This window comes from Curtobacterium sp. PhB128 (genome assembly GCF_004340725.1).
GTDB lineage: Bacteria > Actinomycetota > Actinomycetes > Actinomycetales > Microbacteriaceae > Curtobacterium.
Window position 1 is genome coordinate 60,116 of sequence record NZ_SLUR01000002.1, and the last position, 24,245, is coordinate 84,360.

The 24,245-nt window shown below is 71.1% G+C and carries 21 protein-coding genes; 7 read left to right on the plus strand and 14 right to left on the minus strand.

All coding sequences use genetic code 11. From position 1 onward, the window contains the following. Positions 1-2: 2 nt before the first annotated feature. The 11 genes from EDF23_RS04305 to EDF23_RS04355 all read right to left on the minus strand — a co-directional run bounded on the left by EDF23_RS04305 (position 3) and on the right by EDF23_RS04355 (position 14,085). On the minus strand, positions 3-227 hold the full coding sequence (locus EDF23_RS04305; RefSeq protein ID WP_131920754.1) for a hypothetical protein: 225 nt from the start codon (positions 225-227) through the stop codon (positions 3-5). Then, positions 227-460 (minus strand): hypothetical protein, encoded by a 234-nt coding sequence (locus tag EDF23_RS04310; protein ID WP_131920756.1) that lies wholly within the window; start codon positions 458-460, stop codon positions 227-229. Before EDF23_RS04310 ends, EDF23_RS04305 begins: the two co-directional genes overlap by 1 nt. Before the next feature lie 29 nt (positions 461-489). Beyond that, positions 490-1,407, minus strand: a complete 918-nt coding sequence (locus EDF23_RS04315; protein ID WP_207895441.1) for a GNAT family N-acetyltransferase — start codon at positions 1,405-1,407, stop codon at positions 490-492. Between the two features lie 83 nt (positions 1,408-1,490). After that, positions 1,491-3,440: a prolyl oligopeptidase family serine peptidase gene (locus EDF23_RS04320; protein WP_131920757.1), complete on the minus strand. Its 1,950-nt coding sequence runs from the start codon at positions 3,438-3,440 to the stop codon at positions 1,491-1,493. Beyond that, positions 3,437-5,248 (minus strand): N-acetylglutaminylglutamine amidotransferase, encoded by a 1,812-nt coding sequence (locus EDF23_RS04325; protein WP_131920759.1) that lies wholly within the window; start codon positions 5,246-5,248, stop codon positions 3,437-3,439. The genes EDF23_RS04320 and EDF23_RS04325 overlap by 4 nt, the downstream gene beginning before the upstream one ends. Further along, positions 5,248-7,797, minus strand: a complete 2,550-nt coding sequence (locus EDF23_RS04330; RefSeq protein ID WP_131920761.1) for a carboxylate--amine ligase/circularly permuted type 2 ATP-grasp protein — start codon at positions 7,795-7,797, stop codon at positions 5,248-5,250. The genes EDF23_RS04325 and EDF23_RS04330 overlap by 1 nt, the downstream gene beginning before the upstream one ends. Positions 7,798-8,405: 608 nt before the next feature. Beyond that, positions 8,406-9,266 carry an ABC transporter permease gene (locus EDF23_RS04335; protein ID WP_131920763.1) on the minus strand — a complete coding sequence of 287 codons (861 nt, stop codon included), beginning with the start codon at positions 9,264-9,266 and terminating at the stop codon, positions 8,406-8,408. Next, positions 9,263-10,198: an ABC transporter permease gene (locus tag EDF23_RS04340; RefSeq protein WP_123339295.1), complete on the minus strand. Its 936-nt coding sequence runs from the start codon at positions 10,196-10,198 to the stop codon at positions 9,263-9,265. The genes EDF23_RS04335 and EDF23_RS04340 overlap by 4 nt, the downstream gene beginning before the upstream one ends. Then, positions 10,195-11,415, minus strand: coding sequence for a spermidine/putrescine ABC transporter substrate-binding protein (locus EDF23_RS04345; RefSeq protein WP_165918680.1), 1,221 nt, complete (start codon positions 11,413-11,415; stop codon positions 10,195-10,197). Before EDF23_RS04345 ends, EDF23_RS04340 begins: the two co-directional genes overlap by 4 nt. Next, positions 11,412-12,599: an ABC transporter ATP-binding protein gene (locus tag EDF23_RS04350; protein WP_131845037.1), complete on the minus strand. Its 1,188-nt coding sequence runs from the start codon at positions 12,597-12,599 to the stop codon at positions 11,412-11,414. Before EDF23_RS04350 ends, EDF23_RS04345 begins: the two co-directional genes overlap by 4 nt. 31 nt (positions 12,600-12,630) lie before the next feature. After that, positions 12,631-14,085: a gamma-aminobutyraldehyde dehydrogenase gene (locus EDF23_RS04355; protein ID WP_131920765.1), complete on the minus strand. Its 1,455-nt coding sequence runs from the start codon at positions 14,083-14,085 to the stop codon at positions 12,631-12,633. A gap of 145 nt (positions 14,086-14,230) precedes the next feature. Between EDF23_RS04355 and EDF23_RS04360 the strand changes: the two genes are divergently transcribed. The 4 genes from EDF23_RS04360 to EDF23_RS04375 are packed head-to-tail and all read left to right on the plus strand — an operon-like array spanning position 14,231 to position 18,844. Next, positions 14,231-14,701 carry an Lrp/AsnC family transcriptional regulator gene (locus EDF23_RS04360; RefSeq protein WP_027466949.1) on the plus strand — a complete coding sequence of 157 codons (471 nt, stop codon included), beginning with the start codon at positions 14,231-14,233 and terminating at the stop codon, positions 14,699-14,701. Further along, complete coding sequence (locus tag EDF23_RS04365) at positions 14,698-16,140, plus strand: aspartate aminotransferase family protein (RefSeq protein WP_123292906.1); 1,443 nt, start codon at positions 14,698-14,700, stop codon at positions 16,138-16,140. The genes EDF23_RS04360 and EDF23_RS04365 overlap by 4 nt, the downstream gene beginning before the upstream one ends. Positions 16,141-16,142: 2 nt before the next feature. Then, entirely contained in the window at positions 16,143-17,507 is a 1,365-nt protein-coding gene (locus tag EDF23_RS04370) for an FAD-binding oxidoreductase (protein ID WP_131920767.1), read from the plus strand. Then, entirely contained in the window at positions 17,507-18,844 is a 1,338-nt protein-coding gene (locus EDF23_RS04375) for an NAD(P)/FAD-dependent oxidoreductase (protein ID WP_131920769.1), read from the plus strand. The genes EDF23_RS04370 and EDF23_RS04375 overlap by 1 nt, the downstream gene beginning before the upstream one ends. 5 nt (positions 18,845-18,849) lie before the next feature. Here EDF23_RS04375 and EDF23_RS04380 read toward each other — a convergent pair whose 3' ends face one another. Continuing rightward, positions 18,850-19,302 carry a hypothetical protein gene (locus EDF23_RS04380; protein WP_131877970.1) on the minus strand — a complete coding sequence of 151 codons (453 nt, stop codon included), beginning with the start codon at positions 19,300-19,302 and terminating at the stop codon, positions 18,850-18,852. Between the two features lie 703 nt (positions 19,303-20,005). Between EDF23_RS04380 and EDF23_RS04385 the strand changes: the two genes are divergently transcribed. Then, positions 20,006-20,659, plus strand: a complete 654-nt coding sequence (locus tag EDF23_RS04385) for a DUF1345 domain-containing protein (RefSeq protein ID WP_123937138.1) — start codon at positions 20,006-20,008, stop codon at positions 20,657-20,659. Positions 20,660-20,665: 6 nt separating this feature from the next. Here EDF23_RS04385 and EDF23_RS04390 read toward each other — a convergent pair whose 3' ends face one another. Together EDF23_RS04390 and EDF23_RS04395 are read right to left on the minus strand one after the other, a co-directional pair. After that, positions 20,666-21,484, minus strand: coding sequence for an SDR family oxidoreductase (locus EDF23_RS04390; protein WP_131920771.1), 819 nt, complete (start codon positions 21,482-21,484; stop codon positions 20,666-20,668). Between the two features lie 106 nt (positions 21,485-21,590). Next, positions 21,591-22,031 carry a VOC family protein gene (locus EDF23_RS04395; protein WP_123339303.1) on the minus strand — a complete coding sequence of 147 codons (441 nt, stop codon included), beginning with the start codon at positions 22,029-22,031 and terminating at the stop codon, positions 21,591-21,593. A 60-nt stretch (positions 22,032-22,091) separates the two neighbouring features. Between EDF23_RS04395 and EDF23_RS04400 the strand changes: the two genes are divergently transcribed. Both EDF23_RS04400 and EDF23_RS04405 read left to right on the plus strand, forming a co-directional pair. Then, a complete protein-coding gene (locus tag EDF23_RS04400; protein WP_131920773.1) occupies positions 22,092-23,126 on the plus strand; it encodes a nitrilase-related carbon-nitrogen hydrolase in 1,035 nt (344 codons plus the stop codon). Next, positions 23,123-24,133 carry an agmatine deiminase family protein gene (locus EDF23_RS04405; protein WP_131920775.1) on the plus strand — a complete coding sequence of 337 codons (1,011 nt, stop codon included), beginning with the start codon at positions 23,123-23,125 and terminating at the stop codon, positions 24,131-24,133. The genes EDF23_RS04400 and EDF23_RS04405 overlap by 4 nt, the downstream gene beginning before the upstream one ends. Positions 24,134-24,245 lie beyond the last annotated feature (112 nt).

Consider the following 24,245-nt stretch of genomic DNA (forward strand, 5'->3'; position numbering starts at 1 on the left):
GTTCATTCGTGGTCCGGCAGGACCCCTGTGATCGCCAGGATGACGAACAGCGTCCCGCCGATCGCCAGGACCACGCCGATGAACCGAACGAAGCCCGGCGTCAACGGTCGTCCGTTCGCAAGGCGGTCACCTCCCAGCTTCTGCGCCCACTGGTTGAAGACGGCGATCGTGAGACCCCACAGGCCGACGATGGCTCCGCCGATCCCGAAGAAGAGCTGCGGGTTCATCAGCCCCTCCGCCGTGCGAGCTGTTGACGGAGGTTCCGGACGAAGACCACTTCGAGACCGACCGCGATCGCGAAGCCGACGATCGCGAACGCGATGTGGACCAGGTCGTGACCCGAAGTGAGCGCGATGATCGGCAGTGCAACGACGAGGACGCCACAAACGACCACGTTGAACATCGCACCGATCACCCCACCGGGAGAGCGGCCGGAGCGCTCGTCGGAAGAGTTGGGCATGTATCAGATCGTAGCGATGGCGCGGTCGCTCACGGCACCCGCACGAACCGCGGCGCCCCGCGATCCCGCAGCCGGAACCCGAGGTGCTGGTACAACCCGATCGCCCCGGTGTTCCCGGCGGCCGCGTGCATGAGCGGCGTCTCCCCACGCTCGCGGATCCCGTGCGCGACGGCGAGCACCAGCCGCCGCCCGAACCCCTGGCCTCGGTACTCCGCATCGGTGCACACGGCGCTGATCTCGGTCCACCCCGGCGGGTGCAACCGCTCCCCCGCCATGGCGACGAGCCGTCCGTCCCGTCGGATGCCCAGGTACGTGCCGAGCTCGATGGTGCGCGGCAGGAACGGCCCCGGCTTCGTCCGCTCCACCAGGGCGGTCATCTCCGGCACGTCGTCCGGCGTCAGCACGACGGCCTCGGGGTCCGGCGCACCCTCGATCGCCTCGCCGGTGAGCTGCACACCGCCGGCACCCTCGACGAGCCCCCACCCCGACGGCAGGACGGCAGCCGCACCGACGCCGAGCATCCCGCCCGATCCGAGCAGCGCCCGGACGTCCTCCCAGTCCTGCGCAGTGGGTTGCTCGGGGATCCCCGTCCACACCGACACGTCGGTCTGGTACCGGACGACCTCGCCGCGCCGCTCGGCGAACCGCGCGTGGTGGCTGTTCAGCGCAGCCATCGCGGGCGCGTCGAGCATCCGCGTCGGCGTGCCGTCGTCGGCGATGGTCAGGTCGAGGGTCCGGAGCGCTTCGCCGCGGGCATCACCACCCCGGAACCCGAGGTCCTCGATCCGCCGACGATCGCCGTCCGCCCACCCGGCGGTGTCAGCGACGACACCGGAGGCGTAGTGGTTCGTGGCGCGTTGGACGACCTGCTCGACCTCCGCTGCCGAGGCCACGAGGACCTCTCCGGGTCGGGGCAGCGCGGTCGAGGTCGGCGCAGTCGTCGTCATCCCACCATTCTCTGCCCGCGGCGAGCGCCGCCGGCGCATCGTTGCACCCGGTGACGGCGCGGTGCGAGCACCCCGCCAGCGCCTCACGCCAAGCGCGCCGCCACGAACTCCACCATCCGCCGCACCAGCAACGCCCGCGACGACGCCCGTCGGTACTCGTGCCCCTCGCCCGCGAGCTCCAGGTACTCGACGTCGTGCGCCCGCTCCCGCAGCGTCGCCACCACCTGGTGCGCCTCACCGATGGGCACGTTCGTGTCGAGCTCGCCGTGCACGACGAGCAACGGCGCCGAGACGTCGTCGATCGCTCGCATCGGCGACAGGGCCGCGAGCAGCGCTTCGTCGTCGACGGGGTGTCCGTACTTCGTCGCAGCCGCCGAGGCGATCCACGGCTCGGTGTCCCGGTAGAACGTCGCGAAGTCGCTCATCCCGCACACCGCGACTCCGGCCGCGAACACGTCAGGCGTGAACGCCAACGACGCGAGGGTCGCGTACCCGCCGTAGGAGCGTCCCTCGACGGCCACCCGGGAGCGGTCGGCGTACCCGTTCGACACCAGGAACCGTGCGCAGTCCACGACGTCGGCGAGCGCGTTCCACCGCAACGCCAGGTCGTCGGCGTGCACGAACTCGTGCCCGTAGCCGGACGAACCGCGGATGTTCGGGGCGAACACGGTCACCCCGGCGGCGGCGAGCGCCTGGTGCTGTGGCGAGAACGTGGGTCGTTCCTGCGACTCCGGTCCGCCGTGCAGGTGGACGAGCGCTGCGTGCGGGCCGGGAGGCACGGCAGCAGCAGCACGAGCGCCGACGGCCGATGACGTGGCCGGCTCCACCGCCCGGTACAGCCAGCCGGTCAGCTCCAGTCCGTCACGCGCGGCGAACCGCTCGAGCGTCGGCTCGACCAGCTGCACGTCCGGCAGTGCGGGAACGTCGGTGACCCGGTTCCAGGTGAGTGCGTTCGTGTCGAGCCGCCAGAGTTCCCGCGGTCGGGTGGGCCCCTCGACGGCGAGCAGCACGCTCCGGCCGTCGCGGCTGAGCACCGGGTCGGTGACCACGTACCCGGGCAGGTCCGGCACCGGGGTGCGCGAGGCGTCGTGGGTGTTGATGAGGTCGAGTTCGCTGCGCCCGTCGACGTTCCAGACGAGCAGCAGCGTGCGGCCGGCGTCGTCGGCGTCGAGGTACTCGAGCTCGGCGTCGGGCCGTTCGGCGATCCGGCGGGGTGTGCCGCGCCACCCGTGCGGTCCGACGGGCTGGGCGACGAGTCCGCGGCGGGGCAGGCCGGCCTCGGTGGCGACGTAGGCGACGAGCGGGCTGGTCTCGCTCGCGGGCGAGGGCCGCAGGAACGCGATGTCAGCGGACCCGTCGGGGTCGTCGGCGAACAGGGCGTGGCTCTCGTCGGTCAGGCGGTCGACCACGACGACGAACTCCTGGCCGCGCTGCCCGTCACTGAGCACGACGAGGCGTTCCTCCACCGACAGGTCGAGGATGTGGATGAGTTCGCCGACGGCCAGGTCGTCGCGGTCGCCGGACACCGGGTCGACCAGGTACGAACGGGCCGGCTGCTCGGCCTCGGTCGAGGGCAGCGTGATGACGACCCGGTGACCACTGCGGCTCCACGGGCCGAGTTCGGCGTGCTGGTAGCGCGAACCGGCGATCTGCGCGGCGTCGGTGCCGTCCGGCCGCACCACCCAGACCTGCTGCTTCACGCCGCCGTCGGTCGCGATGGCCACGGCGAGCCACTCCCCGTCGGACGACCACGACACCCGGATGACCGGGTCGTCGGACAGCGCGATCCGGACCGGTTCGGGCAGTTCGCCGTCGACGACGACGTCCTGCACGAACACCTCGGGGGTGCCGTGCCGGTCGGACACGAACGCCACGCGCCGGGCGTTCCGGGTCATGGTGGGGCCCCACGACCCCCAGGCGGCGGCGAGCCGCTCACCCAGGTCGGCCGCGGCCCTGGTCGTGACCGAGGGACGGACGTCGGCCGACGACGCGACGCTCGCCGAGCCTCCAGTCCGGGTGGAACCCACGTTCACCGCACCCCCTGCTGCTGCAGCCACATCTCGATCAGGCCGAGCTGCCAGAGCGCGTTCGCGCCGATCTCGGTTCGCGTGCTGTTCGGGTCCTGGAGCATCCGCTCGACCGTACCCGGGTCGAACAGGCCGCGCTCACGTGCTTCCGGCGCGTGCAGTGCCGTGCGCACCCGCTCCAGGTACGGGCCCTCGAGCTGCCGGATCGCGGGCACTGGGAACGACCCCTTGCTGCGGTCGATGACGCTGTCGGGGACGATGCCGCGCGACGCCCGCTTCATGACGCCCTTGCCGCCGTCCGACAGCTTGAGCGCGGGCGGGATCGCGCCGGCGAGCTCGACGAACTCGTGGTCCAGGAACGGCACGCGGGCCTCGAGGCCCCACGCCATCGTCATGTTGTCGACGCGCTTGACCGGGTCGTCGACGAGCATCGTCATCGTGTCGCTGCGGAGCGCAGCATCGACGCTCGTCTCCGCGCCCGGAACCGCGAACGCAGCGTCCACGAACGCCGACGGGGTGTCGTCGTCGCTCTTCCAGCGCTCCCCGAGCAGCCCCTGCAGCGCCGGCCACCTGCGGTCCATGAACACGGAGCGGTAGGCCTCGGCGGCCTGGTCGCGGGGGACGTCGGCGAGCGGCGGGTACCAGTCGTAGCCGGCGAGCACCTCGTCGGCACCCTGGCCGGACTGCACGACCTTGACGTGCTGCGAGACCTCCTGCGACAGCAGGTAGAACGCGACGCAGTCGTGGCTGACCATCGGCTCGCTCATGGCGGCGACCGCACCGTCGATGCCGTCGAGCAGGCGCGTCGAGGGGATGTGGATGCGGTGGTGGTCGGTGCCGAAGTGCTTCGCGACCTGGTCCGAGTACTCGAACTCGTCGCCGGATTCACCGCCCGCGGCCTCGAAGCCGATGCTGAACGTGGCGAGGTCCTGCTGCCCGGCCTCGGCGAGCAGTCCGACGACCAGGGAGGAGTCGATGCCGCCGGACAGCAGCACGCCGACGGGGACGTCGGCCACCATGCGGCGCTCGACCGCGGTGCGGAGCGACCCGATGAACGCCTGCTCCCAGTCCTGGTCGGTCCAGTCGGCCCTGGCGGGGTCGCGTTCGAACCGCGGCTCCCAGTAGACGGTGTCGCGGGACGTACCGTCGCGCTCGATCACCCGGACGGTGGCCGGCGGGAGCTTGCCGACGCCGGACAGGATCGTGCGGGGTGCCGGCACGATCGAGTGGAAGCTCATGTAGGACGCGAAGGCGACGGGGTCGATGGACGTGTCGACTTCCTTGGCGCCGGTGCCGCTCGTGCCGCCGTCCCCGGCCAGGATCGCGGGCAGGGAGCTCGCGAACCGGAGCCCGCCTCGGACCTGTGCCACGTACAACGGCTTGATGCCGAGCCGGTCCCGCGCGAGGACGAGTCGGCCGCTGGCGTGCTCCCAGATCGCGATGGCGAACATGCCGATCAGGTGCTCGACGAAGGCCGTGCCCCACTCGGCGTAGGCGACGGCGATGACCTCGGTGTCCGACGTCGAGAAGAACTCGTGCCCCCTGCCGCGCAGCTCGTCACGCAGCTGCGCGTAGTTGTAGACCATGCCGTTGTACGCGATCGTCAGTCCGGCCCGGGGCAGCACCATCGGCTGCGCGCCGGCGGTGGACAGGTCGACGATCGACAGCCGTCGGTGCCCGAGCGCGACCGGTCCGCGTGCCCACAGCCCGTCACCGTCGGGGCCGCGGTGCACCATGCACCCGGTCATCCGCGCCACTGCTCCGACGTCCGTGGCCGTGCCGTCGAACCGGATCTCACCCGCGAGTCCACACATCAGCGTTCCCCTGTCGTCCCGATGATCCACGTGTCCTTGGCGCCGCCGCCGCGCGACGAGTTCACGACCATGCTGCCCTCGGGTGCGACCCGGGTCAGGGCGACGTCGGCGAGGTGCGCGTCGTCCATTCCGGTGCCGGTCAGGTAGACGAACGCGCGCAGGTCGACGTGCCGTGGGTCGAGGCCCGCCGGTCCGATTGTCGGGTGCGACGACAGCTGCACCACTTCCTGCCCGACCCAACCGGCCGGGTCCGCGGCGATCTCGCGCCGTCGCTCGGCCACCTCGGGAGCGCTCGCGCTCGGCCCGATCAGGACCCCGCGTCCGCCTTCACCGTCGACCGGCTTCGTCACGAGTTCGCCGACCCGGTCGAGGACCGACAGGCGTTCGCCCTCGATGCTCGTGCGGTACGTCGGCACCGACTCGAGCAGCGGCTTCTCGTCCAGGTAGTACCAGATCAGGTCCGGCACGTTGACGTACATCGCCTTGTCGTCGACCAGGGCGTTGCCCGGAGCGTTCGCCAGGTGGACGTGTCCGGCCTCGGCGACGTCGAGGACGCGGGCGCCCAGCTCCGGCGCGTGGTCCGCGGTCAGTGCGCGCACATCGCGGTCGATCCGCAGGTACAGCCCGTCGAGCACGTCGCCGGTCGTCGCGTCGACCACGCGTCCGTCACGGACGTCCAGGTCGGATCCGGCCAGGAGGCGCAGCCCGGCTCCGTCGGCCAGCCTGCGGTGCTCGAACCACGCGCCGGCGGCGGGGCCGTCGCTGACGAGTGCGAGCACCGGGTCCGGGTTGCCGGTCACCGCGGTCGCGTTCGCGCGGAGGGTCTCGCGCAGCCGGTCGGTCACGCCGTGCGGGTCCCGCAACAGCGCCGGACGGGGCGCGTCGGGCACGACGGCGTCCATGAGCTCGCGGAGGGCGATGCCGTACGCCACACCCGAGGGTGAGCGCACGTTGTCCTCGAGCACCCGCCAACCGCCGAACTCGTTCCGCACCAGGTCGAAGCCGAGCACGGGTGCCCGCACCGCGTGACCGGGCAGGCGCGATGCGTCGGGGTCCCAGCCGTTCGCCCCGACGAACTGGTGCTCGTCCATGACCCCGTCGGCCACGATCCGCCGCTCGCCGTACACGTCGCGCAGGAACAGCTCGATCGCCCGTGCGCGCTGCCCGAGTCCACGCTCCAGCTGCGACCACTCGTACGCGCTGATCGTCCGCGGCACCAGGTCGCACCCGAACGCCTGCACGCCGCCGTCCACGACGAAGCCGACCTCGTGCTCGCGGGCCCAGGCGTCGCGTGCGGCGCAGTGCTCGTTCGTCGTGTCGGCGTCCCAGGCGGTGAAGTACGTCGCCAGGTCGCGGAACGCCGGACGGGGGCGGGCACCGGGGCCGACCGCTTCGTCGCCGGCGCGCACGCGGTACCCGGGGACCGCGACCGCCGGGTCCTCGTCACGTCCGGACGGCGTGCCGGCGGTGTCCTCGACCACCAGGGCGACGACGTCGTCGAGCTCCCCGCGCTCGGCGTACGCGGTGCGCTGTCGATCGGTGGAGTTGCCGCGGGCCAGGGTGTCCTCGAGCAGGTCCGTGACGGTGCCCCAGTCGCCGAGCTCCTCGAGTTCCGGACGCAGGCGGGACACCAGTTGCCGGACGGCGACCTCTGCGGGCAGGCGGTCCGGGTGCTGGCCGAGGCCGAGCAGTTCGCCGCTCAGCCCCGTGCGCGCCGCCTGCCACATCGCCGCACGGTGCAGGGGTTCGCTGCGTGGGTGCCACTCGGCGCCGGACTCGACGGCGATCTCGGCCTTCCGCACCGCGGCCCGGAACAGGCCGGCGATGAGCACCGCGTCGTCGACGATCGGGGTGGCGTCGCAGACCCGGAGTTCGAGCGTCGGAGCGTGCGACGACGGCCGCACGTCGAAGTACGCCATCTTCTTGTCGGCGATCACCCCCGAGGCGATCAGGTCGTCGAGCACCTTGTCGTACTCCGCCGCGTTCGACACCCGTCCGAAGCTGCCAGCCGACGGCCACCGCTGCCAGATGATGCTGCGGAACGACGAGTACCCGGTGTCCTGCCCGTTCCAGAACGGACTCGACGCGCTCAGGGCCAGCAGCACCGGCAGCACCGGCGCGACCCGTTGGGCGATCTGCACCGCCAGGTCGCGATCGCTCACCCCGACGTGCACCTGCAGGCCGCAGATGAGCTGCTCGTCGACGAGCATCCGGTACTGCTCCTGCATCCGGCCGTAGCGCCCGCCGCTGGTCAGTTCGAAGTCGGCGTACTCGGACCGCGGCGCGGTGCCCACCGACGCGATGGTGACCCCGGCCGGTGCGATCGCGGCGCTGAGCTCCCGGCGCAGGTCGACGATCACCCGCCGCAGGTCGTCGAGGGTGCGCACCACGGGGGTGTTCGTCTCGATGGTCGTGCGCTGCAGTTCCGCGCCGAAGCGGTCGGCGGGCAGCTTGGGCAGAAGGCGCGGGGCCTTCGCGGAAAGTCGGCCGGACTCGAGGTCGATGAGGTGCAGCTCTTCCTCGGCGCCGAGCGTCAGCTCTGCACTCATGGCTGGAACCTACGCGGAGCGGCTGTGGTGCGCACCGCGGCGCACCGCCTGACTCGCGTCCGTAACACGCCCGTCAATCGAGCGTCACGAGCGCTGCGCCTCCCGGCCGCACCGTGCGCCCGTCGCCGCCCCGTGCGAGGTTGCACGCTCCGTGCCCGGTTACAAGCGCGCACCACGCGCGCAACCTCGCACCAGCTCACGCACCTCGCACCGTGCGACCCGCGCCGATCGCGCACCGGCCCGCGAAAACCGCACCGTGCTGTGGACGCACCGCACGTGCGGACGGGAGGCACGACGCCAGCCCGCCACGCGCCTCCCGTCCGCACCGTGCGCACCTCGCCACCCCGTGCGAGGTTGCACACTCCGTGCGCCGCTACAAGCACGCACCATGCGCACAACCTCGCACCAGCCCGCGCACCCCGCACCGTGCTGTGGACGCACCGCACGCAGTCGGGAGGCACGACGCCCGCCCGCCACGCGCCTCCCGTCCGCACCGTGCGCACCTCGCCACCCCGTGCGAGGTTCCACGCACCGTGCCCGGCTACAAGCGCGCACCAAGCGGTCAACCCCGCACCAGGCCACGCACCTCGCACCGTGCGGGCCGGCGCCTACCCGCGCGTGCGGGACAAGCGACGGTTGAGTGCGCCGTTGAGCAGCGCCACGAGCAGCCCCACGGCGAACACGAGCGTCCCGAAGCACAGCACCTGCGGCGGCATCCCGGCCTTCGCGGCGCCGTACACGAACAGCGGGAACGTCACCGCGGGCCCGGCGACGAACGAGGTGATGACGTAGTCGTCGATCGACATCGCGAGCGCCAGCAGCCCGGCCGCGAGCATGCCCGGCGCGAGCAACGGCAGCGTCACGAGCCGGAAGGCCTGGAGCGGCGTCGCCCCGAGGTCGCTCGCTGCCTCTTCGAGCACCCGCGACGTGCCGGAGATCCGGGCGCGGAGCACCACCACGACGTACGCGACGTCGAACGCCACGTGGGTGATGAGCACGGTCAGGAACCCGGTGCCGAGCCCCACGGACAGGAAGAACGACAGCGACGCCGAGCCGACCACGATGGACGGCGCCGCGATGTCCGCGAACACCACGGCGTTCACAGCACCGCGGCCGGGGAACCGGTACCGCTCGAGCGCCAGGGCCAGCGGCAGCCCGATCGCGACCGAGATGATCGCGGCCAGGAACGCGACGACGACCGAGGTGACGAACGCGGCTCCGAGCCCGGACACGTTGACCAGGTTCGCGTACCAGTACGTCGTGAAGCCGTTCCACGCGAACGACAGCCGGTTCGTCGGGGCGTCGTTGAACGAGTACACGATCATGTAGACGATCGGGACGAGTGTGATCGCGATGGTGACCCAGTAGACGATCGCGAGCCAGGGCCCGCGACGGTTCACGCCGTGGCGGTGGACGACGGGCGACGAGGTGGTCGCGGTGGACGGACGAGACGGTGCGACGGCGGTCATACGAGGTCCTCGAGGTCGTCGGTGCCGGAGACGCGGGCGTAGATGAACAGGATGATGCCGAGCACGACCATGAGCACGGTCGACAGTGCCGCGGCGACGTTGTACTGCTGGTTGCCGGAGTACGCGTCCTGGATCGCCTGGCCGATCGTGTACGTGTTCGTGCCGCCGAGCAGCGCCGAGTTCACCGGGTCGCCGACGCTGTCGATGAACACGAGCAGGACGCCGGCGAAGATGCCCGAGCGGGACAGCGGCAGGGTGGTGTGCCAGAACGCCCGGAACTTGCCGGCGTACAGGTCGTTGGCGGCCTCGCCGAGTCGCGGGTCGATGCGTTCGAGCGCGGCGTAGATCGGCAGCACCATGAACGCCAGGTCGTTGTAGGCGTCGCCGAAGATCACCGCGCCGCCGGTGCCGAGGATGTGGAAGTCCTTGCCGGCCAGGCCGATCGCCTGCAGGAAGGTGACGACCGGACCCTGCGACGCGAGCACGAACGCCCACATGTCGGTGCGGATGATGAACGACACCAGGAAGCTCACGAACACGAGCATGAGCAGCGGGTTCTTCCACCGCGGAGACACCCGGAACGCGATGAAGTACGCCACCGGGTACCCGACGATGATGGTCACGACCGTTGCGGCGGCGCCGTACCAGAGGGACCGGAGCAGGAACGTCAGGTAGGGCACCTGCGGGTCGATGAACAGGGAGCCGTAGATCCCCCAGTTCCACGTGAAGGTGTACCCGTCGTCCGGGTTGCCCGACATGAGCGAGACGATGAGCCCCGACACGAGCGGGATGACGAAGAACACGCAGAGGTACGCGGTCCCGACCAGCGCGAGCAGGAAGGGCGTGCTGCGACGGCGTCCCCGACGGACCGGTGCCGGACCAGCACCCGGTGTCGGTGCGGCACCCGGGCCGGCGACTCCGACGGCGGTCACGACTGCACCACCGCGTTGAAGATGCCGTTCCACTCCGAGTACTCGTCGTAGTTCTCGAACACCCGGAACTCGTGCGACCGGTCCAGCACGTCGGAGTCCGGGAACACCAGCGGACTGTCCGCCACCGTCGCGTCGTCGAGCTCGTCACGGACGTAGGCCTCGGCGCTGGGGACCGGGCAGACGTAGTTGACCCAGTCCTCGACGATGCCCGCGATCTTCGGCGTGTAGTAGAAGTCCATCCACTCGAGGGCGGCCACCGGGTTCGCTGCCTGCCGGGGGATCATGAGGTTGTCGTGCCACATCATCTGGCCCTCCTCCGGCGTGACGAACTTCAGGTCCTCGAACCCGGACTGCTGCGCCTGGAAGACGTCGCCGGACCAGGCCTGGGTGATCCAGGTGTCGCCGTTCTCGAGCTTGTTGATGTAGCTCTGGTCGTAGAAGCCGGTCACGCTCGGGCGCAGTTTCCGCAACCACGCCTGCGCTTTCCGCCAGTCCGCCGGGGTCGACGTCTCCGGGGCGATGCCGTTCGCGAGCAGCCCGAGGGAACCGAGCTCGGTGTTGTCGCTCATCAGCCCGACGCGGCCCGCGAACGCCGGGTCGAGCAGGTCCTGGAACGACGTGATCTCGCGGTCGATGTACTTCGGGTTGTAGGCGATCCCGGTGAACCCGGTCTGCCAGACGACGGAGTGCTTGTTGCCGGGGTCGTACGTCGGGTCCTTCACCGAGTCACCCGCGTTCGCCGCGAAGTTCGGCAGCCGCGAGTGGTCGAGCTCGCACACGAAGCCGTTCTTGATCATCTGGGTCAGCTCGAACCCGTTGGTCATCACGACCAGGTCGTAGCCGGTGGCACCCTGCGCCCGCAGGATCGGCGAGACGGTCGCGTAGAACGTCGCGTTGTCCTGGATCACCGCCTGGTAGTCGACGCTGATGCCGGTGGCCTTCTGGAACAGCGCGAGCGACTCGGACTTGCCGTGGTCGGAGTCGATGTAGAGCGGCCAGTTCGCGAAGTTCAGCTGCTTCGTCGCCTTGGCGTCCTTCCAGAACGCGGTCCAGTCGACGGCGTTCTCGGCGCCGGAGGCGGCTGAGCCCTTGATGCTGCACCCCGTGAGCAGCGCCGCGAGCGCGGCGGCTCCTCCGCCGGCCAGCAGGCCGCGTCGGCTGACGCGCGCGGACGTCAGTCCGCGCAGCAGGTCCGGGCCGGGTCCCCCGCCGGTCACGCGAGCGATCCTGCCGTGGCGGGTGCGGACTGGAGGCCCGTGGCGGCGTGGGTGGTGACGGTCTGGTCGGACGCGGGGTGCGCCTCCAGGCCGAAACCGTGGTCGACGCCCCACGTGAGCCAGACCTCGGTGCCGGTCGCGATCCGCGGTCCGCCCTTCGAGTTCTGCGCGAAGACGGAGACGCGGCCGGCGCCGGGGACGTCCACCAGGTACTGGGTGCTGACCCCGGAGAACGAGACGTCGACCACGCGGCCGGGGCCGAGGATGTTGCGGCCGGCTTCGGGGGTGGGCTCCGAGGTGCGGATCTTGAGCTTCTCGGGGCGGACCCCCACGACGACGCTGCCCGTGGTCCGGACGGCGCGGTCGGCCGGGACGGCGATGGTGCCCGCCGGGGTCGCGACCACGAGCAGCGGGCCGTCCGTGCCGCGGACCTCGCCCTCGAGCAGGTTCGACTGGCCGAGGAAGTTCGCGACGAACGCGGTGCGGGGCAGCTCGTACAGGTCCTGGGGGCTGCCCATCTGCTCGATCCGGCCGCCGTTCATGACGGCGACCGTGTCGGCCATCGTCATCGCTTCTTCCTGGTCGTGGGTGACGTGCAGGAAGGTGAGCCCGACCTCGGCCTGGATCGTCTTGAGTTCGAGCTGCATCTGGTGGCGGAGCTTCAGGTCCAGCGCGCCGAGCGGCTCGTCGAGCAGGAGCAGGGCCGGCCGGTTGACGATCGCGCGGGCCAGGGCGACGCGTTGCTGCATGCCGCCGGACAGGGAGGCGGGGCGCTTGTCGGCTGAGGCGTCGAGCTCGACCAGGTGCAGGGCCTCGCGCGCCTTCGTCATCGGGTCCGGGATCCGTCGCCGCTTCAGGCCGAACGCGACGTTGTCGAGCACGCTCATGTGCGGGAACAGCGCGTAGTTCTGGAACACCGTGTTGACGGGCCGCTGGTAGGGCTTGGTGTCGGTGACGTCCTCGCCGCCGATCGTGATGGTGCCGCTCGTGGGCTCCTCGAGCCCGGCGACCAGTCGCAGGGTCGTGGTCTTGCCGCAGCCCGAGGGGCCGAGCAGGGCGAAGAACGAGCCGGCCGGCACCGTCAGGTCCAGCGCGTCGACCGCGGTGTGCCCGGGGAACGACTTGGTGATCTGCTCGAGTCGGAGATCGGCTCCGGATTCGGCGAACGTGCCGGTCATTGCCATGGTGCCTCCTGCTGCTTCGGAAGGATCGGGGTCAGCCGATGTAGGACATGACGTGCTTGATGCGGGTGTAGTCGTCGAACCCGTACTGGGACAGGTCCTTGCCGTAGCCGGAGTGCTTGAAGCCGCCGTGCGGCATCTCGGCGACGATCGGGATGTGGGTGTTGATCCACACGCACCCGAAGTCCAGGTCGCGGGCGAAGCGCATCGCCCGCGAGTGGTCGGTCGTCCACACCGAGCTCGCGAGCCCGTACTCGACGTCGTTCGCGGCGCGCAGTGCTTCGTCCTCGGTCGTGAAGCGCTGCACGGTCTGCACGGGGCCGAAGACCTCCTGCTGCACGATGCGGTCGGTCTGGCGCAGGCCGGACACGATCGTGGCCTGGTGGAAGTAGCCGACGTCGCCCTGCCGCCCGCCGCCGAGCTCGATCGTGGCGTGGTCGGGGAGGGTGTCGACGAAGGACCGGACCTGGGCGAGCTGGTTCGCGTTGTTCACCGGGCCGAAGTACGGGGTGGCCGTGTCGGCGCCGGTGGTCGCGGTCGCACGTGCTTCCTCGGCGAGGGCCGCCACGAACTCGTCGTGGATGCCGTCCTGCACGAGCACCCGGGTGGCGGCGGTGCAGTCCTGCCCGGCGTTGAAGAACCCCGCGGCGACGATGCCGGCGACGGCGGACGGGATGTCGGCGTCGTCGAACACGATCACCGGGGCCTTGCCGCCGAGCTCGAGGTGGGTGCGCTTCAGGTCGCCGGCGGCGGCGCGGGCGACCTCCATGCCGGCGCGGACGGACCCGGTGATGGACACGAGCTGCGGGGTGGGGTGGTCGATCATCGCGGCGCCGGTGGTGCGGTCGCCGACGACGACGTTGAGCACGCCGGGCGGCAGGAACTCGGCGGCGACCTCGGCGAGCAGCAGGGTGGAGAGCGGAGTGGTGTCGCTCGGCTTGAGCACGGTGGTGTTCCCCGCGGCGAGCGCCGGGGCGAACTTCCACACCGCCATGTTGAGCGGGTAGTTCCACGGGGTGACCTGGGCGACGACGCCGATGGGCTCGCGGCGGACGAACGAGGTGTGGTCGGCCATGTACTCGCCGGCGCTGCGGCCCTCGAGGTTGCGGGCGGCCCCGGCGAAGAAGCGGATCTGGTCGACGGACAGCAGGATCTCGTCCTCGACCAGGGTGGCCCGGGGCTTGCCGGTGTCGAGGGACTCGAGGTCGGCGAACTCCGATGCCCGCTGCTCCATGGCGTCGGCGATCCGGAACAGCGCGAGCTGCCGTTCGCCGGGGGTCGTGCGGCGCCAGGTCGCGAAGGCGGTGCTCGCGCTCGTGAACGCGGCGTCGACGTCGGCGGCCGTGGACACGGGGGACGTGCCGTAGACCTGCTCGGTGGTGGGGTCGACCAGGTCGAACCGGGTGTCCGCGCCCGACTCGACGAACGACCCACCGACGAAGTTGCGCACCTCGTGCGTCGTGGTCACCGTTTCCGTCGTGTCCAGCATGGCGGTGATCCTGACACGGATTCCGGCGGTTCGGAAGACGGATTCGGAGGTTGTGGAGAACCGTAACAACGGAAATCGTCGCGAAACACGGTGTTCACAACGGAATCCCTTGCGCGCTCCGAGCCTCGCTGCCATGCTGTCCGGCATGGCGGCAGCACCACGACGTCCGGGACCGATCGACGACACCTCGAAGCGGATCATCGAACAACTCCAGGCGGACGGCCGCCGTCCGTACGGCGAGATCGGCAAGGCCGTCGGTCTCAGCGAGGCGGCGGTCCGGCAGCGCGTCCAGAAGCTCACCGAGACCGGCGTCATGCAGATCGTCGCGGTCACCGACCCGATGCAGCTCGGCTTCCACCGGCAGGCGATGATCGGCATCCGGGTCAGCGGTGACACCCGAACAGTCGCCGATGCCCTCGAACAGCTGCCGGCGGTCGACTACCTCGTCATGACCGCCGGCAGCTTCGACCTGATGGTCGAGGTCGTCTGCGAGGACGACGACGACCTGATCGAACTGCTCAACGGCACGATCCGGGCCATCCCGGGCGTCGCCGGCACCGAGACCTTCGTCTACCTGCAACTCCGCAAACAGCTCTACGACTGGGGAACGCGATGACCATCTCAGACCAGACGACCGGACAGCCCACGCGGCTCCACTCCTACGACCCGTTCGCCCCGGTCGACGACGCCGACCTGCAGCGGAAGTCCCGGGACCACCTGTGGATGCACTTCGCCCGGCACGGTGCGAACCAGGCCGGTGCCGACGTGCCGATCATGGTGCGCGGCGAGGGCCACCACGTCTACGACAGCCACGGCAAGGGCTACATCGACGGGCTCTCCGGCCTGTTCGTCGTCGCCGCCGGCCACGGGCGGAAGCGCCTGGCCGAGATGGCCGCGAAGCAGGCGGAGACGCTGAGCTTCTTCCCGATCTGGTCCTACGCGCACCCGGCGGCCATCGAGCTCGCCGACCGCCTGGCCGAGCACGCCCCCGGTGACCTCAACAAGGTCTTCTACTCGACGGGCGGCGGCGAGGCGGTGGAGACCGCCTTCAAGCTCGCGAAGTACTACTGGAAGCTCCAGGGCAAGCCCATGAAGCACAAGGTCATCTCGCGCGCGGTCGCCTACCACGGCACCCCGCAGGGTGCCCTGGCGATCACCGGCATCCCGGCGATGAAGCAGATGTTCGAGCCCCTGACGCCCGGTGGCTTCCGGGTGCCGAACACGAACTACTACCGTGCCGAGGAGATGGGCTTCCCGGGCGGCACCGAGGAGCAGTTCGGCTTCTGGGCGGCCGAACGCATCCGCGAGATGATCGAGTTCGAGGGCCCCGACACCGTCGCGGCGGTGTTCCTCGAGCCGGTGCAGAACTCCGGCGGCTGCTTCACCCCGCCGCCCGGGTACTTCCAGCGGGTGCGCGAGATCTGCGACGAGTACGACGTCCTGCTCGTCTCGGACGAGGTGATCTGCGCCTTCGGCCGGATCGGCACCATGTTCGCCTGCGACACCTACGACTTCGTGCCGGACATGATCACGTGCGCGAAGGCGATGACCTCGGGCTACTCGCCCATCGGCGCGACCATCATCAGCGACAAGCTCTTCGAGCCGTTCTCCAAGGGCGACACGACCTTCTACCACGGGTACACGTTCGGCGGGCACCCGGTGTCGGCCGCCGTCGCGATGGAGAACCTCGACATCTTCGAGGAAGAGGGCCTGCTCGCGAACGTGCGACAGAACGCCCCGCTGTTCAAGGCCGAGCTCGACACCTTGAAGGACCTGCCGATCGTCGGGGACGTCCGCGGTGACGGCTACTTCTACGGCATCGAGCTCGTCAAGGACAAGGCCACCAAGACGACCTTCGACGACGACGAGTCCGAGCGGCTGCTGCGCGGGTTCCTGTCGAAGGCGCTGTTCGACGCCGGGCTGTACTGCCGGGCGGACGACCGCGGCGACCCGGTCGTGCAGCTCGCTCCGCCGCTGACCATCGGGCAGCCGGAGTTCCGCGAGATCACCTCGATCCTGCGGAGCGTCCTGTCCGAGGCCTCGTCGAAGATCTGACCGTGAGCGGCTACCGGGGCGTCTCGTTCTGGCTCGACCAGCTCGCGTCCACCGGACGCGACGACCTGGCGCCCCGGCCGCCGCTCGACGGCGACACGACCGCGGACGTCGCGATCGTCGGCGGTGGACTGACGGGTCTCTGGACCGCCTGGTACCTGCACCAGGCCGACCCGGGCCTCCAGATCGTCGTCCTGGAACGCGAGATCGCCGGGTTCGGCGCCTCCGGTCGCAACGGGGGCTGGTGCTCGGCGCTGTTCCCGCGATCCGCCGAGTCCGTCGCGCGCGAGCACGGCCGCGACGCCGCACTCGCGCTGCGCGCAGCGATGCGCGACACCGTCGACGAGGTCGGCCGCGCAGCGTCCGAGGCCGGGGTCGACTGCGACTACGTGAAGGGCGGCACCGTCCTCTACGCACGGTCCGCCGTGCAGGAACGCGCGGCGCACGACGAGGTCGCCTCGTCGGCCGAGTGGGGCGACGCCATGACGTGGCGCGCGGCCCGGCCCGGCGACGCCGCCGGATCGGCGGGGGTCGCGTGGACCCCGGACTGCGCGCGGGTGCAGCCCGCCGCACTGGTGCGTGGCCTGGCGGCCGCCCTGGAGGCCCGGGGCGTCCGGATCGCGGAGCACACGCCCGCCTCGTCGTGGGACCACGGGCGTGTGGTCACGTCGCGGGGGACCGTCACGGCCGGCGCGGTCGTCATCGCGGTCGAGGGGTACGGCGCAGAGCTCGAACAGACGAAGCGGCGGATCCTGCCGCTCTACTCGCTCATGATCGCGACCGCTCCGCTGCCCGGGGCGGTGTGGGACCGCATCGGCCTGGAGCACGGGCAGACGTTCTCCGACTACCGGCACCTGCTCGTGTACGGGCAGCGCACGGCGGACGACCGACTGGCGTTCGGCGGACGCGGAGCCCGCTACCACTGGGGGTCCGCGATCACCCCCGGCTACGACCGAGTGCCACGCGTCTTCGAGCACCTGCGGAAGTCCCTGGTGGAGTTGTTCCCCGCCGTCGCCGACGCCCCGATCACCCACACGTGGGGCGGCCCGCTCGGGGTGCCGCGCGACTGGTGCGCGTCCGTCACCTGGGACGGGCACGTCGGCACCGCCGGCGGCTACGTCGGTGACGGACTCTCCACGACGAACCTGGCCGGGCGGACGCTCGCCGACCTCGTGCGCGGGGTCGCGTCGCCGCTCACCGCGCTGCCGTGGGTGAACCACCGCTCGCCCGACTGGGAGCCCGAGCCGCTCCGGTTCCTCGGGGCGAACGCCGGGCTCGTGGCGACCGACCTGGCCGACCGCGAAGAAGCCCTGACCGGACGGCCGAGCCTGGCGGCGCGGCTGATGGCACCCCTGACAGGAGGCCACTGATGGCTGCACTCGATGCCGACGTCGTCGTCGTGGGAGCCGGGGTCGCCGGGCTCGCCGCTGCCCGGGCGCTCGCACTCGACGGCCAGCGGGTCGTCGTGCTCGAGGCCCGCGACCGGATCGGCGGCCGCACCTGGACCGACACCGCGCTCGGCGTGCCCGTCGACCTCGGCGCCTCGTGGATCCACGGTGTCGACGGCAACCCGCTCTGGGCCCTGGCGCCCCGCTTCGGCATCGAGACCGTGGAGTTCACCGTCGGGAGCTTCCAGTTCGACGGCCGGCCGATCGCGTGGCACGGCCCCTCCGGCGCACCGCTGTCCGAGGCCTCGGCCTCGGCGTTCGTCGCGGACCTGCACACCGTCGACGCCGCCCTGGACACCGTCGTCGCACACGCTCCACCGCCCTCGACGTACGCGGCCGCCGTCGACACCGTGCTGCGGTCCCTGCAGTGGCAGGGCGACCGGGCCGCGCGGGTCCGCGAGTACATGGCCCACCGCTCCGAGGACCTCTGCGGCGCACCCGTGACCGTCCTCGATGCCCGCGGCCTCGAAGAGGAACACGTCCCCGGCGACGAGGTGGTGTTCCCCGGCGGCTACGCGCAGTACGCCGCCGCCCTGGCCGAGGGGCTCGACGTCCGACTGTCCGCGGTCGTGCGGTCGGTGACGCAGTCCGCGACGGGTGTCGTGGTCGGACTCGCCGACGGGTCGTCGGTCACGGCGGACGACGTCGTCGTGACCGTCCCGCTCGGGGTGCTGCAGGCCGGCGACGTGACGTTCGACCCACCGCTCGCCGAGGCGGTCACCGGTGCGATGAGCCGGCTCGGGATGGGCGTCTACGACAAGGTGTTCCTGCGGTTCCCGGAGCGGTTCTGGGGCGAGTCGTGGGTGGTCCGCCAGCAGGGGTCGGCCGGTGTCGACTGGCACTCCTGGTACGACATGTCCCGCGTGACCGGAGCGCCCGTGCTGGCCGCCCTGGTCGGAGGGACCGGGGCCCGACGCCTCGAGACCCTGCCGGACGCCATGATCGTGGAAGAGGGCATCGGCGGCCTGCGGCGGATGTTCGGCCCGTCGGTCCCCGAACCGGAGGCGTTCCGCATCACCCGGTGGGCCGACGACCCGTTCGCACGCGGCTCCTACTCGTACCTGCACGTCGGGGCGTCACCGGACGACCACGACCTGCTCGGAGCGCCGTCCGGCCGGGTGCAACTCGCCGGCGAGGCCACGTGGGGCGACGACCCGGCGACCGTGCACGGCGCGCTGCTGTCCGGACTGCGGGCGGCCGGGCGGTTGCTCGGCTCCGAGGTCGAGCCGCTCGTGCTCGCGACGCCCGTCAGGGGCTGATCCGCTCAGTCGAACGCCGGGGTGTCGACCGAGCACGTCACGGGCTCGCCCGCGGCAGCGGTCTCCGTGGCGATCTCGCGCTTGCCGTCGAGCAGGATCCGGCAGGTCGCCGTCGCACCCCGCGCCGGGGTCGCCCGGACCGAGGCGCGCTGCTCGGCGAGGACGATCGACTCGTGCACCCAGGTACCCGTCTTCTGCGTGCTCGTCTCCTGCGTGCCCGTCTCCTGCGTGCCGAGCCGGTGCACCTCCGGGGCGTCGCCGCGCTTCTCCGCGCCCTCGACGCGCACGTCGGTGAGCGCGGCCCCGCTCGGCTGGTCGACGCTGACCTCGTAGGTCACGGACCAGGCATCGCCCGTCTGCTGCTGGACGAAGCTGCACCCGGTCGCGAGCACCGCGACGGAGCCGGCGACCACAACGGCGGCGAGGAGACGGACGGTGGGACGGTTGCGTTCGGACATGCCATCAGCCTGCGCACCGAGCGCCCGCGGATCGTCCCCCGGGCGACGCGACCCCGTGCGACGACGGATCGATCCCGGGTCCTCCGAGCGGTTGACATCGGCTCCATCCGCCCTGGCGGTCAGTACCGTCGACCCGGCGTCCGCGCAGGTCCTGTTCAACGTGCTGCTCTTCGTGCCCCTCGGTGCTCTCGCCCGGCACGCGTCGACCGGGCGGCTCCCGACGGGTGCCCCGCGCCGGCAAGAGCGCGGGACACCCTGGGCTCAACCCTTGCGCCACACGTCGTGCAGGAACCGGGCCAGGGTCACGAGCAACGTCGCGATCCCCAACCACGGCACCTGACGGCGTCGACGCGGTTCGTCGTCGGAGGACATCCGAACCACCTTCCGTGTCAGCGCCGGCGGACACGAAGAGCAGGGGCCGAGGGACGTGCGACCCGACGGTGATCGAGTTACACTGGTTCCGAGTTCAAGCTCGGGACGCGTTCTGTCCCTCGTTCTCCACTCGGAGAGCAAATCGAAGCCCATCGCTGTTTGCCCAGCGGTGGGCTTCATCCTTGCTCGGGCCACGCTCCGGCGGTGACGCGGCCCGCCACCAGCCTACTGATGTTCCAGGTGCCGGTGAGAGAGACACGGGTGTCCTACTGACCGGACCCTCACGGGTCGCACGGGCCCGGAACGATGTTCGAGTGCCACACTCGGAGCCGTGACGACGACGCGGACCACACCCCGGCACGAGCACCGCGCGCCGGTGGCGATCGCCGTCCTGGTGAACCTCGGGCTCAGCCTGTTCCTGCCGAGCGAGGTGCTGTTCTTCCCGTCATGGGTGGTCCCGGTGCTCGGCGTCCTGCTGCTGATCCCGCTCGTCGTCTTCAACCCGCGGCGACTGACCCGCGAGACGACCTGGTCGCGGTGGGTGTCCTTCTCGTTGGCGATCCTGCTCACCGTCGCGAACCAGCTGACCGTGGTCCGGACGATCGAGCTGCTCCTCGGCGGCCACGCGGACGGCGGTGCCGTGCTGCTCACCGCCCTGCAGGTGTGGGTGAGCACGATCATCGCGTTCGGGCTCGTGTACTGGGAGCTCGACCGGGGCGGGCCGGTGGCCCGACGGCGTCCGGAGCTGTGGACGAGTGACGAGGCAGACTTCCAGTTCCCACAGGAGACCGACCCGAAGACCGCTGCGTGGCGACCGGTCTACCTCGACTACCTCTACGTCGCGATGACGAACATGGTCGCGTTCAGCCCGACGGACACGATGCCGATGACCGTGCGCGCGAAGATGATCATGGCCTACCAGGCACTCGGCGGGTTCATCCTGCTGGCCCTGGTCATCTCGCGCGCGGTCAACATCATCAGCTGAGGCCGCTCAGGCGCCGTGTGCTTCCTCCGACACCGGCTGCCACTCGCGCCAGGTCGCCAGGCGGGACGCGTAGTCCTGCTCGGCGATGCCGAGCGGCGCCTTGCCGAAGAAGACGCGCAGGGGCGGCTGCTCGGCGTCGACGACCTTCAGGATCGCCGAGCGGGTCGCCTCGGGCTTGCCGGGGTCGGCGGCCGACGGGCGCTTCGACGCGGCCTCGCGGACGTCGGCGTACGCGGCGATCTCGTCGCTCTTCTTCGACGACGGCCCGGACCAGTCGGTCGAGAAGCCGCCCGGCTCGATGAGCGTCACGTGGATGCCGAAGCCGGCGACCTCCTGCGACAGGGACTGCGACAGCCCCTCGAGCGCCCACTTCGACGCGTGGTAGGCGCCGACGGTCGGGAACGCGCTGATCCCGCCGATGCTCGAGACCTGGATGACGTGCCCGGAACCCTGCTCCCGCATGATCGGAAGCGCGGCCTGGGTCACCCAGAGCGCTCCGAACAGGTTCGTCTCGAGCTGGGCGCGGACGTCGTCCTCGGTGAGTTCCTCGACCATGCCGAAGTGGCCGTAGCCGGCGTTGTTCACGACGACGTCGAGCGAGCCGAAGTGCTCCGCCGCGCGCTGCACGGCCGCGAAGTCCGCGGCACGGTCGGTCACGTCGAGCTGCAGTCCGAGGAACGTGTCCGGGTACTGGTCGACGAGTGCTTGCACGTCGTCGGTGTCGCGGGCCGTGCCGGCGACGGAGTCTCCACGTTCGAGGGCGGCTTCCGCCCACTCGCGGCCGAAGCCCTTCGACGCTCCGGTGATGAACCAGGTCCTGCTCATGCTGTCTCCTCCTGAGATCTGACGCGATCAGGCAACGCTCCCCGCTTCCGTGGCACCTGGAGGTCCGGGTGACGGACGCGGCAAGCGGACACCAGCGGACCGCGACTCAGGGTCGAGGTGCCGCGAACTCCAGGTTGACGTCGTCGGGGTCCTGCACGGACAGGATCACCAGGCCGAACGGCGGCAGGTCGGTGACGTCGCCGTGCTCGATGCCGGCGGCGTCCAGCCGCTCGACGGCGGCGTGCAGGTCGTCGACGGACCCGACGCGGAACGACACGTGGTCGAGGCCGACTCGGTCGGGATCGAACCGGTCCTCGGCGGGGGCGACCGGTCGCAGGCCGAGCGTCTGCCCGCCGAACGTGAACGAGCACCCGCCGTAGGTCCGCCACGGGTCGTCGTGGATCGTCGGGTCGTCGATCTGGTCGCTGAAGTCACTGCCAGGCGACATGCCGAACAGCTGCTCGTAGAAGGCCTTGCTCCGGCGGATGTCCGTGACCGTGAGGCGCACGTGCGAGAAGCCGAGCGGCGTGACGATGGGTTCGCTCATCACCCCACCCAACTCCCCCTGGGCCTTGCGCTCATTGACCATGCGATCAACAATGGCGGGATGGACGTCGTCATCGCTCTCCCGCACCCGTCTCCGCTGCACCAGGACACCGGCACCCCCCGCCGCTCGACCCGCGTCGCCCTCGTGCAGGTGCGTTGGCTCGAAGACCCCGCTGCCCACCGAGCACAACTCGCCGACGGCATCGCCACCGCGGCGGCCAACGGCGCCGCGGCGGTGTTCCTGCCCGAGCTCACCCTGCGTCGCTACCCCGGCGACACTCCGGCCAGTGGTGTCCCGAAGGACCTCGCCGAGTCGCTCGAGGACGGCCCGACGGTCACCTTCGCCCGCGCACAGGCGATCGAGCACGGGGTGTTCGTCCACGCCTCGCTGTACGAGCGCCCTGCCGACGACGACCAGCCCGACGACCCCCGCGGCTACAACACCGCCGTCCTCGTCGCCCCCGACGGCACCCTGGTCGGTCGGACCCGCAAGTCCCACATCCCGATCAGCGCCGGCTACTACGAGGACACGTACTTCCGCGCGGGGACGGACGACGACGCCTTCCCGGTGTACGAGCCGGCGGGTCTCGGCGCATGCGTCGGACTGCCGACGTGCTGGGACGAGTGGTTCCCCGAGGTGGCCCGGTCCTACGGCCTCGCCGGGTCCGAGGTCCTGGTGTACCCGACGGCGATCGGCTCCGAGCCGACGTTCCCGGACTTCGACACCGCTCCGATCTGGCGGCAGGTCATCGTCGCGAACGGCATCACCGCCGGCCAGTTCATGGTCGTCCCGAACCGCTGGGGCGACGAGGGCGACATCACCTTCTACGGGTCGTCGTTCATCTCGGACCCGTTCGGCCGCGTGCTCGCCGAGGCGCCGCGTGACGCCGACGCGGTGCTCGTGGCGGACCTCGACCTCGAGGCCCGGACGGAGTGGCTCCGACTGTTCCCCTTCTACGTGACCCGTCGCCCCGACCTCTACGCGGGGCTCGTCGCCCCGGTCGACGAGGACCGCCACGCGTACGGCGCACGCGACGCGATCGACGCGGCCATCGGGGTGGCGGCGACCGACGCCGGACCGGAGGTGCGCGCATGACGTGGGTGATGCCTCCCGAGACGGCTCCGCAGGAACGCACCTGGATGGCGTTCCCGCGCCCCGGCCTGACGCTCGGTGACGACGCGGCGAGCGCTGAGGCGGCGCGACGGACGTGGGCGACCACCGCCAACACGATCAGCGAGCACCAGCCCGTCACGATCGTCGTGGACCCGGTCGCGCGAGCCGACGCTCGTCGCCTGCTGTCGACCGCGGTCGAGGTGCTCGAAGCGCCCCTCGACGACTTCTGGATGCGCGACATCGGGCCGACGTTCGTCGTCGACGACGTGACCGGCGAGCTCGGCGCCGTGGACTGGGTCTTCAACGGCTGGGGCGCGAACTCCTGGTCGACGTGGACCCGTGACGCCGAGGTCGCCGCCACGGTCGCGGCCGCCGCCGGTGCGCGGCGGATCCCGTCGCTGCTCGTGAACGAGGGCGGGGCGATCCACGTCGACGGCACGGGCACGGTCCTGGTGACGGAGACCGTGCAGCTCGATCCGCGACGGAACCCGTACGCCGACCGCGAGCGCGTCGAACTCGAGCTCGCCCGGACGATCGGCGCGACGGACGTGGTCTGGCTGCCCCGCGGCCTGACCCGTGACTACGACGGGTTCGGGACCCGGGGCCACGTCGACATGGTCGCGACCTTCGCCGATCCGGGCACGGTCCTGCTGCACGCGCAGCCCGACGCCGGCCACCCGGACCACCTGGTGATGCCGCAGATCCGTCGGGCGCTCGAGCAGGCCACGGACGCGACCATCGTCGAACTGCCGGCCCCGTCGACCCTGACCGACGACGACGGCCCGGTCGACTGGAACTACGTCAACCACGTGGTGCTGAACGGCGCCGTGATCGCCTGCGCGTTCGGTGACGCCGTTGCCGACGACCGCGCCCGCGGCATCCTCGCCGACGTGTACTCGGGTCGTCAGGTGCGTTCGATCGACGCTCGTCCGGTCTTCGCGCGCGGCGGCGGCCTGCACTGCATCACGCAGCAACAGCCGGCGGTCTGAGCCATCGCCGCGGTGTACAGCAACTGCCCGACGTCTGTACACCGCGGCCGGTCCACCGAGCACTCGCACATCGGTATGTTGCTCCGAACCAGTCCGGGCGACGCTGCCCAGC